This is a genomic window from Streptomyces sp. NPDC051217, assembly GCF_044455465.1.
Classification (GTDB): Bacteria; Actinomycetota; Actinomycetes; order Streptomycetales; family Streptomycetaceae; genus Streptomyces.
The window spans coordinates 117,176-129,981 of the sequence record NZ_JBITEV010000005.1 but is presented as its reverse complement, the minus strand read 5'-3'; the positions used below and the strand labels follow the sequence as shown (position 1 = coordinate 129,981).

At 70.9% G+C, this 12,806-nt stretch carries 11 protein-coding genes; 10 read left to right on the top strand and 1 reads right to left on the bottom strand.

From position 1 onward, the window contains the following. Positions 1-35 precede the first annotated feature (35 nt). From ACIBBB_RS14000 to nusB, 4 genes are all read left to right on the top strand, one after another. Positions 36-1,079 carry an AAA family ATPase gene (locus tag ACIBBB_RS14000; RefSeq protein WP_398981532.1) on the top strand — a complete coding sequence of 348 codons (1,044 nt, stop codon included), beginning with the start codon at positions 36-38 and terminating at the stop codon, positions 1,077-1,079. A 115-nt stretch (positions 1,080-1,194) separates the two neighbouring features. After that, the gene (locus ACIBBB_RS13995; RefSeq protein ID WP_398981530.1) at positions 1,195-2,307 is read left to right on the top strand and encodes an aminopeptidase P family protein; all 1,113 of its coding nucleotides are present in this window, start codon (positions 1,195-1,197) and stop codon (positions 2,305-2,307) included. 81 nt (positions 2,308-2,388) lie between these two features. After that, a complete protein-coding gene (gene efp / locus ACIBBB_RS13990) occupies positions 2,389-2,955 on the top strand; it encodes an elongation factor P (RefSeq protein WP_023542976.1) in 567 nt (188 codons plus the stop codon). A 2-nt stretch (positions 2,956-2,957) separates the two neighbouring features. Next, positions 2,958-3,389 (top strand): transcription antitermination factor NusB, encoded by a 432-nt coding sequence (gene nusB, locus ACIBBB_RS13985; RefSeq protein ID WP_189109213.1) that lies wholly within the window; start codon positions 2,958-2,960, stop codon positions 3,387-3,389. Positions 3,390-3,748: 359 nt separating this feature from the next. Here the strand turns inward: nusB and bldD are convergent, their stop codons facing one another. Beyond that, entirely contained in the window at positions 3,749-4,249 is a 501-nt protein-coding gene (gene bldD / locus ACIBBB_RS13980; protein ID WP_023542978.1) for a transcriptional regulator BldD, read from the bottom strand. Positions 4,250-4,465: 216 nt separating this feature from the next. On the opposite strand from bldD, the gene pyrR reads away from it, so the two are divergent. From pyrR to carB, 6 genes are all read left to right on the top strand, one after another. Next, positions 4,466-5,056, top strand: coding sequence for a bifunctional pyr operon transcriptional regulator/uracil phosphoribosyltransferase PyrR (gene pyrR, locus ACIBBB_RS13975; protein WP_398981527.1), 591 nt, complete (start codon positions 4,466-4,468; stop codon positions 5,054-5,056). A gap of 124 nt (positions 5,057-5,180) precedes the next feature. Then, the gene (locus ACIBBB_RS13970) at positions 5,181-6,203 is read left to right on the top strand and encodes an aspartate carbamoyltransferase catalytic subunit (protein WP_189109211.1); all 1,023 of its coding nucleotides are present in this window, start codon (positions 5,181-5,183) and stop codon (positions 6,201-6,203) included. A gap of 2 nt (positions 6,204-6,205) precedes the next feature. After that, positions 6,206-7,492, top strand: a complete 1,287-nt coding sequence (locus tag ACIBBB_RS13965) for a dihydroorotase (RefSeq protein ID WP_398981524.1) — start codon at positions 6,206-6,208, stop codon at positions 7,490-7,492. After that, positions 7,489-8,082 carry a hypothetical protein gene (locus ACIBBB_RS13960; protein WP_398981522.1) on the top strand — a complete coding sequence of 198 codons (594 nt, stop codon included), beginning with the start codon at positions 7,489-7,491 and terminating at the stop codon, positions 8,080-8,082. The genes ACIBBB_RS13965 and ACIBBB_RS13960 overlap by 4 nt, the downstream gene beginning before the upstream one ends. Continuing rightward, the gene (carA, locus tag ACIBBB_RS13955; protein ID WP_398981520.1) at positions 8,079-9,242 is read left to right on the top strand and encodes a glutamine-hydrolyzing carbamoyl-phosphate synthase small subunit; all 1,164 of its coding nucleotides are present in this window, start codon (positions 8,079-8,081) and stop codon (positions 9,240-9,242) included. Before ACIBBB_RS13960 ends, carA begins: the two co-directional genes overlap by 4 nt. Beyond that, the gene (carB, locus tag ACIBBB_RS13950) at positions 9,235-12,561 is read left to right on the top strand and encodes a carbamoyl-phosphate synthase large subunit (RefSeq protein ID WP_398981518.1); all 3,327 of its coding nucleotides are present in this window, start codon (positions 9,235-9,237) and stop codon (positions 12,559-12,561) included. Before carA ends, carB begins: the two co-directional genes overlap by 8 nt. Positions 12,562-12,806 lie beyond the last annotated feature (245 nt).

The window sequence follows — 12,806 nt, the reverse complement described above, 5'->3', positions numbered from 1 at the left end:
ATCAGCGTCAGACGTACGAGACGGAGTGGCACCGGATGCAGCACGCGATGGGGGCTCCGCTGCCGCCTCCCCATGGTTCGGCCCACGGAGCGGGCGGACAGGGCGCGGGCGCGTGGGCGCACGGCTCCCCGCCCCACGGTCCGCCACCGGGCGCCGCACCACACTCCGGGCCGCCGGCCGGCCCTCCCGCGCCCCACGGGCAACCACCCGTACCGGGCGCGGTGCCATACGGCCCCCAGGTGCCCGGCGGCCACCCGGGGCCGCACCCGCACGGCGGCCCCCAGCAGCACGGCGCGCCTCACCCGCACGGCGCACCCCAGCCGCCTCAGGGGCCCCCGCCGTCCGGCAGGCCCACCGGACCCCAGCGCGTCCCGCAGGGGCACCAGCAGGCGCCCGTGCCCCCGCAGGGCCCCCCGGCGCCCCAGGCTCCACCACCGCCGGACTCGACCGGGCACATCCAGCTGCCGCCGGGCGGGCCGGTTCCCATACCCGTGCCGCATCTCGCCGACAGCGGTACGGGCGCGGCCACGCTCGCCGTCCTGCTGATCGGCCCCGCCGGCGCGGGCAAGACGACCGTCGCCCGCCACTGGGCGGCCCGCCGGCAGGTTCCCACCGCGCACATCAGCCTCGACGACGTACGCGAATGGGTCTGCTCCGGCTTCGCCGACCCGCAGTCGGGGTGGAACGAGCACTCCGAGGCGCAGTACCGCCTCGCCCGCCGCACCTGCGGCTTCGCCGCCCGTAACTTCCTCGCCAACGGCATCTCCTGCATCCTCGACGACGCGGTCTTCCCCGACCGCCCGGTCGTCGGACTCGGCGGCTGGAAGCGCCATGTCGGCCCCGGACTGCTGCCCGTGGTCCTGCTGCCCGGCCTGGAGATCGTGCTGGAGCGGAACGCGGAGCGCAGCGGCAACCGCAGGCTCTCGGACGAGGAAGTGGCGGGTATCCACGGCCGGATGGCCGGCTGGTACGGCTCCGGGCTGCCGATCATCGACAACTCGAAGTACGACGTGGAGACGACGGCCCGGGTCCTTGACGACGTGCTCGCCCGGTCGATCGCCAGCCCACCGGCCTGGTAGCGGAGCCACCGGGCCCCTCCGCGGCGCCGGAAAGGCCCGTCCCTCCGGGCTCCGGCCCGCCCCGGTCGGACGCGTCGGCCGCGCCGAGCCGGGCCCGCGCTCATAGGCTCGATACATGTCAGAGGTGTATGCGGTCCGTCGCGGGCGGCTGCGCGACCGGTGCGCCGCGGCCGGCAGCGACGCCGCTCTGGTGTCCCTGCCCGCCAACGTCCGCTATCTCGCGGGCGGCGCACCACCGGGCGCCGTCCTGCTGCTCGGCGTCGCCGACCACCGGGACGTACTCCTCTGCCCCCGCACCCCCGGCGGCGCGACCGCCGAAAGCCGCCCCGACGAACGGCTGCGGCTGAACGTGCTGCCCACGGCCGCGGGCGATCCGGCCGTCGCCGCCGCGGGCCTCCTCGACGCGTCCGGCGCCCGGGCCCTCGCCGTCGAGGAGCACCATCTGACCGTCGCCCGCCATCGCGCCATCGGCTCGGTGGCGCCCCGCCTGCTGCTCTCCGATCTCGGCTGCGCCGTGGAACAGGAACGCACCGTCAAGGACGAGGGGGAGATCTCCCAGCTGCGGATCGCCGCCGAGATCTCCGACCAGGCGCTCGGCGAACTGCTCGAATCGATCCTCGTCGGCCGCACCGAACGCCATCTCGCGCTGGAACTGGAGCGGCGCCTGGTCGACCACGGCGCCGACGGACCGGCCTTCCGTACCTCGGTCGCCACCGGGCCGAACGCCGGCCGCGCGGGCCACCGGCCCTCGGACCGCAGGGTCGAGGAGGGGGATTTCCTCTCCGTTCGCCTCGGCGCCAATTACCACGGATACCGTTGCGAGATCGGCCGTACGTTCGTCATCGGCACGTCCCCCGCCGACTGGCAGATCGAGCTGTACGACCTGGTGTTCGCCGCACAACGGGCAGGTCGGGAGGCTCTGACACCCGGTACCGCCTACCGCGACGTGGACCGCGCGGCCCGTCAGCCGCTGGAGTCGGCGGGATACGGCGAGGGGCTCGCGGCCCGTACCGGACACGGTGTGGGGCTCGAAATCGACGAGGACCCGCAGTTGGCACCCGCTGCCATGGGTAAACTGGACGCTTGTGTGCCGGTCACCGTCGAACCGGGGGTCCACCTTCCGGGCCGGGGCGGTGTCCGGATCGATGACACGCTCGTCGTCCGCCCCGAGGCGGACGGCGGACCCGAGCTACTCACCATTACGACCAAGGAACTGCTCGCGCTCTAGCCGTCCGGCAGGCTCTGCCGGTCGCGCCGGCGGCGCGCACCCGTGGTCCCACCCAGCTTCAGTCCAGGAGATTCCGCAACCGTGGCTTCCACGAACGACCTCAAGAACGGCATGGTGCTCAAGCTCGACTCTGGCCAGCTCTGGTCCGTCGTCGAGTTCCAGCACGTCAAGCCCGGCAAGGGCCCGGCCTTTGTGCGCACCAAGCTGAAGAACGTGCTCTCCGGCAAGGTCGTCGACAAGACCTTCAACGCCGGCGTGAAGGTCGAGACGGCCAGCGTCGACCGCCGCGACATGCAGTTCTCGTACATGGACGGCGAGTACTTCGTCTTCATGGACATGGGCACCTACGACCAGATCCACATCAGCCGGGAGGTCGTCGGCGACGCCGCGAACTTCCTCCTGGAGGGCTTCGAGGCCACGGTGGCGATGTACGAGGGCAACGCGCTCTACGTCGAGCTGCCCGCCGCCGTCGAGCTGGTCATCGAGCACACCGACCCCGGTGTGCAGGGCGACCGCTCCACCGGTGGCTCCAAGCCCGCCAAGCTGGAGACCGGTTACGAGATCGGTGTCCCGCTCTTCATCACGACCGGCGAGAAGATCAAGGTCGACACGCGCTCCGGTGAGTACCTCGGCCGGGTGAACAGCTAACCGTGGCTGCCCGCAACAAGGCCCGTAAGCGCGCCTTCCAGATCCTCTTCGAGGCCGACCAGCGCGGGGCGCCCGTGCAGACGGTCCTCGCGGACTGGCTTCGGCACGCCCGGACCGACGACCGCCAGCCGCCGGTCAGCGAGTACACGATGGAACTCGTCGAGGGATACGCGAAGTACGCCGAGCGGATCGACGAACTCATCAGCACCTACTCGGTGGGCTGGACGCTCGACCGGATGCCGGTCGTCGACCGGAACATCGTGCGGCTCGGCACGTACGAACTGGTGTGGGTGGACGGAACGCCCGACGCCGTGGTGATCGACGAGGCGGTCCAGCTCGCCAAGGAGTTCTCGACCGACGAGTCCCCGTCGTTCGTGAACGGTCTCCTCGGCCGTTTCAAGGACCTCAAGCCGAGCCTGCTCCGCGCCGACTAGATTCGCCGCCGGACAGGGCCTGGCGGGCCCGGCGCCGTCGACGGTGTCCTGGGGCGCCGGACGGGCCGCAGTCCGCGGCCCGTCCGGCGCTTGAGTGCGTATCGGCCGGGGTGGGTGCTCAGCCGTGTCGTGGTCGCCGAAATCGGCGGCGGGGGTCTCGATCATCCACCGCTGGGCCATCAGGGTGAGGCGCGGCCCGGGGCGCACGGGCCCTCCATTCGTATCCGCGTTCGATCTGTCGGCCCGTGGGGGTGACATCTCTCTCGGTCGGTCCAGGGCCCCGACGCGCCGGAAGGGCGGCCCACCGATCGCGGTCCGCCCTTCCGGATGTGACGTTTCTGCTGTTCTGTACCGCGGTGTCAGCCCTCGTCGTGGGCCACGGCGCGGCGCGCGTCCGCGTCCAGCACCCCCCAGCTGATGAGCTGCTCGGTGAGAACCGAGGGCGACTGGTCGTAGATGACCGCGAGGGTGCGCAGGTCGTCCTGGCGGATCGACAGCACCTTGCCGTTGTAGTCGCCGCGCTGGCTCTGGATGGTCGCCGCGTAACGCTGGAGAGGGCCGGCCTTCTCCTGCGGGACGTGGGCGAGACGCTCCAGGTCCAGAACGAGCTTCGGCGGCGGCTCGGCTGCCCCGCCCGGCGTGGTGCCCGGCAGGAGCTCCTGGACCGGCACACCGTAGAAGTCGGCCAGCTCGGCGAGGCGCTGCACGGTCACGGCGCGGTCGCCGCGCTCGTACGACCCCACCACCACGGCCTTCCAACGGCCCTGGGACTTCTCCTCCACGCCGTGGAGGGAGAGGCCCTGCTGGGTGCGGATGGCGCGGAGCTTGGCCCCGAGCTGCTTTGCGTATTCGCTGGACATAAGGCTCCCCGGACGCTGGGACAATCTGCGGCTCCGCCGCGTGGCTGGTAACTCACTGTGAGGTTACGCAGCGTGACTTGGATGCGTCAAGCCGAATGGTCCGGACCCGCCCCGCCACAAGTCCGGAAAAGGCCGCCGGACCTGGTAATGTCGATGGCGCAAATCCGACGTCCTTTAACGTCCGTCCCGTGAGGCGGAAAAGGAGGTCCGTTTCTTATGGACACGCACAGCTCTGATGCCGCCCGCCCCGTGCTGGAGGCGCCCGACATCGCACGGGCACTGACCCGTATCGCCCACGAGATCGTCGAACGCGCCAAGGGCGCCGACGACGTGGTTCTGCTCGGTATCCCGACCCGTGGCGTCTTCCTGGCCAGGCGGCTGGGCGACAAGCTCGAAGAGATCACCGGCGGCAAGATCCCGGTCGGCTCCCTCGACATCACGATGTACCGGGACGACCTGCGCATGCGGCCCGCCCGCGCGCTCGCCCGCACCGACATCCCGGCCGACGGCGTCGACGGACGTCTCGTGGTCCTCGTGGACGACGTGCTCTTCTCCGGCCGCACCATCCGCGCCGCCCTCGACGCGCTCGGCGACATCGGCCGGCCACGCGCGGTCCAGCTCGCCGTCCTCGTCGACCGCGGCCACCGCGAACTGCCCATCCGCGCGGACTACGTGGGCAAGAACCTCCCCACCTCGCTGCGCGAGACGGTCAAGGTGCAGCTCGCCGAGGAGGACGGCCGCGACACCGTGCTGCTCGGTCTGAAGAAGCCCGACCCGGGGAAGCCCGACCCGGCCGGCGAGCAGTAGCGCGGCCCCTCCCGTACGCCGCGGGCCGGTACCAGGCCGCGGCCTCGGCGCGCCCCGACGCCGCCGTGCCCTCCCGGGAACGCCCCGGCCCCCGGAACCACCTCCACACAACGGAGCACCACCGATGTTGCGCCTCACAGGGGCAAGCCCCCGTACCCCCGGCCATCTGATCTCCGCCGCCGACCTCACCCGCGACGACGCCGTGCTGATCCTCGACACCGCCGAGGAGATGGCCCGGGTCGCCGACCGGCCCATCAAGAAGCTGCCGACGCTGCGCGGCCGTACGGTCGTCAACCTCTTCTTCGAGGACTCCACCCGCACCCGGATCTCCTTCGAGGCGGCCGCCAAGCGCCTCTCCGCAGATGTCATCAACTTCTCGGCCAAGGGCTCGTCGGTCTCCAAAGGAGAGTCGCTCAAGGACACCGCCCTGACGCTGGAGGCGATGGGCGCGGACGCCGTCGTCATCCGCCACGGGTCCTCGGGCGCCCCCTACCGCCTCGCCAACTCCGGCTGGATCGACGGCGCCGTCATCAACGCGGGAGACGGCACGCACGAACATCCCACCCAGGCGCTGCTCGACGCCTTCACGATGCGCCGCAGGCTCGTCGGCGCCGACGCGGGCATCGGCAGGGACCTCGAAGGGCGCCGGATCACGATCGTCGGCGACATCCTGCACAGCCGCGTCGCCCGCTCCAACGTCCTGCTGCTGCACACGCTCGGCGCCGAGGTCACGCTCGTCGCCCCGCCGACGCTGCTGCCGATCGGAGTCGAGAAGTGGCCGTGCGAGGTGTCGTACGACCTCGACCAGGTGCTGCCCAAGTCGGACGCCGTGATGATGCTCCGGGTCCAGCGCGAGCGAATGAACGCCGCCTTCTTCCCGACGGAGCGCGAGTACTCACGGCGCTACGGGCTCGACGGCGAGCGGATGGCCCGGATGCCCGACAACTCGATCGTCATGCACCCCGGCCCGATGAACCGCGGTATGGAGATCACCGCGGAGGTCGCCGACTCCGACCGCTGCACGGCCGTCGAGCAGGTCGCCAACGGCGTCTCGACGCGGATGGCCGTCCTGTATCTGCTGCTGGGCGGCAACGAGCCCGCCGTCACCCATTCCCGCGCGTCGTCCGCCACCGAGGAGAGCAAGTAATCATGAGCAAGACCCTGATCCGTGGCGCCAAGGTGCTCGGCGGCGAAGCGAGCGACGTCCTCATCGACGGCACGGTCATCGAGCGGGTGGGCCTCGGCATCGACGCGGGTGACGCCACCGTCGTGGCGGCCGAGGGGCAGATCCTGCTGCCGGGCCTGGTCGACCTGCACACGCATCTGCGCGAGCCGGGGCGCGAGGACTCCGAGACCGTCCTCACCGGCACCAGGGCGGCGGCGGTCGGCGGCTTCACCGCCGTGCACGCCATGGCCAACACCTTCCCCGTCGCCGACACCGCCGGCGTCGTCGAGCAGGTCTGGCGGCTCGGCCGGGAGTCCGGCTACTGCGACGTACAGCCCGTCGGCGCCGTCACCGTCGGCCTGGAGGGCAAACAGCTCGCCGAACTCGGCGCCATGCACGACTCGGCCGCCGGGGTGCGGGTCTTCTCCGACGACGGCAAGTGCGTGGACGACGCGGTGATCATGCGCCGGGCCCTGGAGTACGTGAAGGCCTTCGACGGCGTCATCGCCCAGCACGCCCAGGAGCCCCGGCTCACCGAGGGCGCCCAGATGAACGAGGGCGTCGTCTCGGCGGAGCTCGGGCTCGGCGGCTGGCCCGCCGTCGCCGAGGAGTCGATCATCGCCCGGGACGTCCTGCTGGCCGCCCATGTCGGCTCCCGCGTCCACATCTGCCATCTCTCCACCGCCGGGTCGGTCGAGATCGTCCGGTGGGCCAAGTCCAAGGGCTGGAACGTCACCGCCGAGGTCACCCCGCACCATCTGCTGCTGACGGACGAGCTCGTACGGTCCTACAACCCCATCTACAAGGTGAACCCGCCGCTGCGCACCGAGGCCGACGTCCTGGCGCTGCGCGAGGCCCTCGCGGACGGCACGATCGACTGCGTCGCCACCGACCACGCCCCGCACCCGCACGAGGACAAGGACTGCGAGTGGGCGGCGGCGGCCATGGGCATGGTCGGCCTGGAGACCGCGCTCTCCGTCGTCCAGCAGACGATGGTCGACACCGGTCTGATCGACTGGGCGGGCGTCGCCGACCGGATGTCGGTACGGCCCGCGCAGATCGGCCGCCTCGCCGGCCACGGCCGTCCGGTCTCGGCAGGTGAGCCCGCCAACCTCACGCTCGTCGATCCCGCTTACCGTGGAGTGGTGGACCCCGCGGGCTTCGCCTCCCGCAGCCGTAACACCCCCTACCAGGGCCGCGAGCTGCCGGGACGTGTCACCCACACCTTCCTGCGGGGCCGTGCCACGGTCGTCGACGGGAATCTGGCGTGAGCGCTGCACTGATCAATCTGGCCGCCGAGCAGAAGTCGGCGGAGGTGACCGACTGGTCCGCCCGTATCGGCTGGGTGGTGGGCCTGCTGGTCTTCATCGCGTTGGTGTACTGGCTGATGCGCCAGGGCTGGAAGTGGCGCGGGAGCCTCCAGGCCGATCTGCCGGAGCTCCCACAGGCTCCCGAGGCGGCCGGGGACGTACGGCTGCGGCTCGGCGGCCGGTACCACGGCTCCACGACCGCCGGTCAGTGGCTGGACCGGATCGTCGCCCACGGCCTCGGCGTCCGCAGCCGGGTGGAGCTGACGCTCACCGACGCGGGCGTGGAGGTCGTACGGCCGGGGGCCACCGACTTCTTCGTCCCGGCCGGCCAACTGCGCGCCGCCCGGCTCGACAAGGGCATCGCCGGCAAGGTCCTCGCCGAGGGCGGACTGCTGATCCTCACCTGGCAGCACGGCGACCGGCTGCTCGACTCCGGCTTCCGCTCGGACCGCGCGGCGGAGCACACCGCCTGGGTCGAAGCCGTCAACTCCATGAACCAGGCCATGACGACGAACGACGCGCCGATCACGACGGAAGGCACCGCACGATGACCCTCTCCACCCGGGGAGCCGCACAGGCTCCCGCCGTACTCGTCCTGGAGGACGGCCGGAGTTTCCGCGGCCGTGCCTACGGGGCCGTGGGGGAGACCTTCGGCGAGGCGGTGTTCTCCACCGGCATGACCGGCTATCAGGAAACCCTCACCGACCCCTCGTACCACCGCCAGGTCGTCGTGATGACCGCCCCGCACGTCGGCAACACCGGCGTCAACGACGAGGACGACGAGTCCGGCCGGATCTGGGTCGCCGGCTATGTCGTACGCGACCCCGCCCGCATCCCGTCCAACTGGCGCTCCCGGCGCTCCCTGGACGAGGAGCTGGTACGGCAGGGTGTCGTCGGCATCAGCGGTGTCGACACCCGCGCGCTCACCCGCCATCTGCGCGAGCGCGGCGCGATGCGCGTCGGCATCTTCTCCGGCGACACCCTCGCCGGAGCCCTCAACGACGACGCGGCGCTGACCGCGCGCGTGCGGGAGGCGCCCGGGATGAAGGGCGCGAACCTCTCCGCGGAGGTCGCCGTGACCGAGGCGTACGTCGTCCCGGCCATCGGCACCAAGCGGTTCACCGTCGCCGCCATCGACCTCGGCATCAAGGGCATGACGCCCCGGCGGATGGCCGAGCGCGGCATCGAGGTGCATGTGCTGCCCGCCACCGCCACCGTCGACGACGTGTACGCGGTCGAGCCCGACGGCGTGTTCCTCTCCAACGGCCCCGGCGACCCCGCCACCGCCGACCTCACGGTGGTCAAGGGTGTGCTGGAGCGCGGTACACCGCTCTTCGGCATCTGCTTCGGCAATCAACTCCTCGGCCGCGCGCTGGGGTTCGGCACGTACAAGCTCAAATACGGCCACCGCGGCATCAACCAGCCGGTGCAGGATCGTTCCACCGGCAAGGTCGAAGTCACCGCGCACAACCACGGGTTCGCCGTCGACGCCCCGCTCGACCGGATCTCCGACACCCCCTACGGCCGCGCCGAGGTCTCCCACGTCTGTCTCAACGACAACGTGGTCGAGGGGCTCAGGCTGCTCGACCGGCCGGTCTTCAGCGTCCAGTACCACCCCGAGGCGGCCGCCGGCCCGCACGACGCCGCGTACCTCTTCGACCGCTTCACGTCTCTGATGAACACAGTCCTGAAGGAGGGCCCGCGTGCCTAAGCGCTCCGATATCCGGTCCGTCCTGGTCATCGGCTCGGGTCCGATCGTCATCGGCCAGGCGGCCGAGTTCGACTACTCGGGCACCCAGGCCTGCCGCGTGCTCAAGGCCGAGGGCCTGCGCGTCATCCTCGTCAACTCCAACCCGGCCACGATCATGACGGACCCGGAGATCGCCGACGCCACGTACGTCGAGCCGATCACCCCCGAGTTCGTCGAGAAGATCATCGCCAAGGAGCGCCCCGACGCGCTGCTGCCCACTCTCGGCGGCCAGACCGCGCTCAACACCGCGATCTCCATGCACGACAACGGCGTCCTGGAGAAGTACGGCGTCGAACTCATCGGTGCCAACGTCGAGGCCATCAACAAGGGCGAGGACCGCGAACTCTTCAAGGGCGTCGTCGAGGCCGTCAACGCCAAGATCGGCCACGGCGAGTCCGCCCGCTCCGTCATCTGCCACACGATGGACGACATCCTGGCCGGCGTCGACGAACTGGGCGGCTACCCCGTCGTCGTACGCCCCTCCTTCACCATGGGCGGCGCCGGCTCCGGTTTCGCCCACGACGAGGACGAGCTGCGCCGGATCGCCGGACAGGGCCTGATGCTCTCCCCGACCACCGAGGTGCTCCTGGAGGAGTCCATCCTCGGCTGGAAGGAGTACGAACTGGAGCTGATGCGCGACAGACACGACAACGTCGTGGTCGTCTGCTCCATCGAGAACTTCGACCCGATGGGCGTCCACACCGGCGACTCCATCACCGTCGCGCCCGCGATGACCCTCACCGACCGCGAGTACCAGCGGCTGCGTGACATCGGCATCGCGATCATTCGCGAGGTCGGCGTCGACACCGGCGGCTGCAACATCCAGTTCGCCGTCGACCCGGTCGACGGCCGGATCATCGTCATCGAGATGAACCCGCGCGTCTCGCGCTCCTCCGCGCTCGCCTCCAAGGCCACCGGCTTCCCGATCGCCAAGATCGCCGCGCGTCTCGCCGTCGGCTACACGCTGGACGAGATCCCCAACGACATCACCGAGAAGACCCCGGCGTCCTTCGAGCCGACCCTCGACTACGTCGTGGTGAAGGTCCCGCGTTTCGCCTTCGAGAAGTTCCCCGCCGCCGACGCCACCCTCACCACCACCATGAAGTCGGTGGGCGAGGCCATGGCGATCGGCCGTAACTTCACCGAGGCGCTCCAGAAGGCGCTGCGCTCGCTGGAGAAGAAGGGCAGCCAGTTCGCCTTCACGGAAGCGCCCGGCGACAAGGCCGAGCAGCTGGAGCTGGCGAAGGTCCCCACCGACGGCCGGATCAACACCGTCATGCGGGCGATCCGCGCCGGGGCGAGCCAGGAGGAGGTCTTCGACGCGACGAAGATCGACCCGTGGTTCGTCGACCAGCTCTTCCTGATCAAGGAGTACGCGGACGAGCTCGCCGCCGCCGACAGGCTCGGCCCCGAACTCCTCGCCGAGGCCAAGCGGCACGGCTTCTCCGACGCCCAGATCGCCGAGATCCGGGGCCTGCGCGAGGATGTCGTGCGCGAGGTACGGCACGCGCTCGGCGTGCGCCCCGTCTACAAGACGGTCGACACGTGCGCCGCCGAATTCGCCGCCAAGACCCCGTACTTCTACTCCTCGTACGACGAGGAGAGCGAGGTCGCGCCGCGCGAGAGGCCCGCCGTGATCATTCTCGGTTCCGGCCCCAACCGCATCGGCCAGGGCATCGAGTTCGACTACTCCTGCGTGCACGCCTCCTTCGCGCTGAGCACGGCACCGACGCCGGTCGGCGGCTACGAGACCGTGATGGTCAACTGCAACCCCGAGACCGTCTCCACCGACTACGACACCTCCGACCGGCTCTACTTCGAGCCGCTCACCCTGGAGGACGTCCTGGAGATCGTCCACGCGGAGACCCTGGCCGGGCCCGTCGCGGGCGTCATCGTCCAGCTCGGCGGCCAGACACCGCTCGGTCTCGCCCAGGCGCTCAAGGACAACGGCGTCCCGGTCGTCGGCACGCCCCCGGAGGCGATCCACGCCGCCGAGGACCGCGGCGCCTTCGGCCGGGTCCTCGCCGAGGCCGGGCTGCCCGCGCCCAAGCACGGCACGGCCACCACCTTCGACGAGGCCAAGGCCATCGCCGACGAGATCGGCTACCCCGTGCTGGTCCGTCCCTCGTACGTGCTCGGCGGACGCGGCATGGAGATCGTGTACGACGAGACCCGCCTCTCCTCGTACATCGCCGAATCCACCGAGATCAGCCCCACCCGGCCGGTCCTGGTGGACCGCTTCCTCGACGACGCCATCGAGATCGACGTCGACGCGCTCTACGACGGGACGGAGCTGTACCTGGGCGGCGTCATGGAGCACATCGAGGAGGCCGGCATCCACTCCGGCGACTCGGCGTGCGCCCTGCCCCCGATCACCCTCGGCGGCTTCGACATCAAGCGGCTGCGCGCCTCCACCGAGGCCATCGCGCGCGGAGTCGGCGTCCGCGGCCTGATCAACATCCAGTTCGCGCTGGCCGGGGACATCCTCTACGTTCTGGAGGCCAACCCGCGCGCCTCGCGCACCGTGCCGTTCACCTCGAAGGCCACCGCCGTGCCACTGGCCAAGGCGGCCGCCCGGATCTCGCTGGGCGCCACCATCGCCGACCTCCGTACGGAGGGCCTGCTGCCGGCCAACGGCGACGGCGGCACCCTGCCCATGGACGCGCCGATCTCCGTCAAGGAGGCCGTCATGCCGTGGTCGCGCTTCCGCGATATCCACGGACGCGGCGTCGACACGGTGCTGGGCCCGGAGATGCGCTCCACCGGCGAGGTCATGGGCATCGACTCCGTCTTCGGCACGGCGTACGCCAAGTCGCAGGCAGCGGCGTACGGTCCGCTTCCTACGAAGGGCCGCGCCTTCATCTCCGTCGCCAACCGCGACAAGCGCTCGATGATCTTCCCGGCGCGTGAACTGGTCGCGCACGGCTTCGAACTGCTCGCCACCTCCGGCACCGCCGAGGTCCTGCGGCGCAACGGCATCAACGCCACAGTCGTGCGCAAGCAGTTCGAGGGCGCCGGACCGAACGGCGAGAGGACCATCGTCCAGCTCATCCACGACGGCGAGGTCGACCTCATCGTCAACACCCCCTACGGCACCGGCGGCCGGCTCGACGGCTACGAGATCCGTACGGCAGCCGTGGCACGCGGCGTCCCCTGCCTGACGACGGTGCAGGCGCTCGCGGCCGCCGTCCAGGGCATCGACGCCCTCAACCACGGCGGCGTGGGCGTCCGTTCGCTCCAGGAGCACGCACAGCACCTCATCGCCGCCCGCGAGGACTAGGGCGTGTCCGGCGGGCGGACGACGCCGCTTTCAGGACGGGGCTGCTTCGCGGACACGCCCCAGGGCGTGTCCGGCGCAGTTCCCCCAGGACAGGAGGGCGCCCCTTGCGTCGGCGGGGTCGTTCGAGTACGTCCGGTACGAGAATGATCCCCCGTCACGCGAGCGCACGCGCCGACGCCGACGCGTGCGCCTCGCGCCCCGCCCCGCCGGCGGACGGCGCCACTTTTCAGACACGACCCAGAGGA

What these genes read in the sequence shown, in the direction of transcription:
- ACIBBB_RS14000 (WP_398981532.1), top strand. Translation starts at nt 36, where the DNA reads ATGCAGCACGCGATGGGGGCTCCGCTGCCGCCTCCCCATGGTTCGGCC.
- ACIBBB_RS13995 (WP_398981530.1), top strand. Translation starts at nt 1,195, where the DNA reads ATGTCAGAGGTGTATGCGGTCCGTCGCGGGCGGCTGCGCGACCGGTGC.
- bldD (WP_023542978.1), bottom strand. Translation starts at nt 4,249, where the DNA reads ATGTCCAGCGAATACGCAAAGCAGCTCGGGGCCAAGCTCCGCGCCATC.
- pyrR (WP_398981527.1), top strand. Translation starts at nt 4,466, where the DNA reads ATGGACACGCACAGCTCTGATGCCGCCCGCCCCGTGCTGGAGGCGCCC.
- ACIBBB_RS13970 (WP_189109211.1), top strand. Translation starts at nt 5,181, where the DNA reads ATGTTGCGCCTCACAGGGGCAAGCCCCCGTACCCCCGGCCATCTGATC.
- ACIBBB_RS13965 (WP_398981524.1), top strand. Translation starts at nt 6,206, where the DNA reads ATGAGCAAGACCCTGATCCGTGGCGCCAAGGTGCTCGGCGGCGAAGCG.
- carA (WP_398981520.1), top strand. Translation starts at nt 8,079, where the DNA reads ATGACCCTCTCCACCCGGGGAGCCGCACAGGCTCCCGCCGTACTCGTC.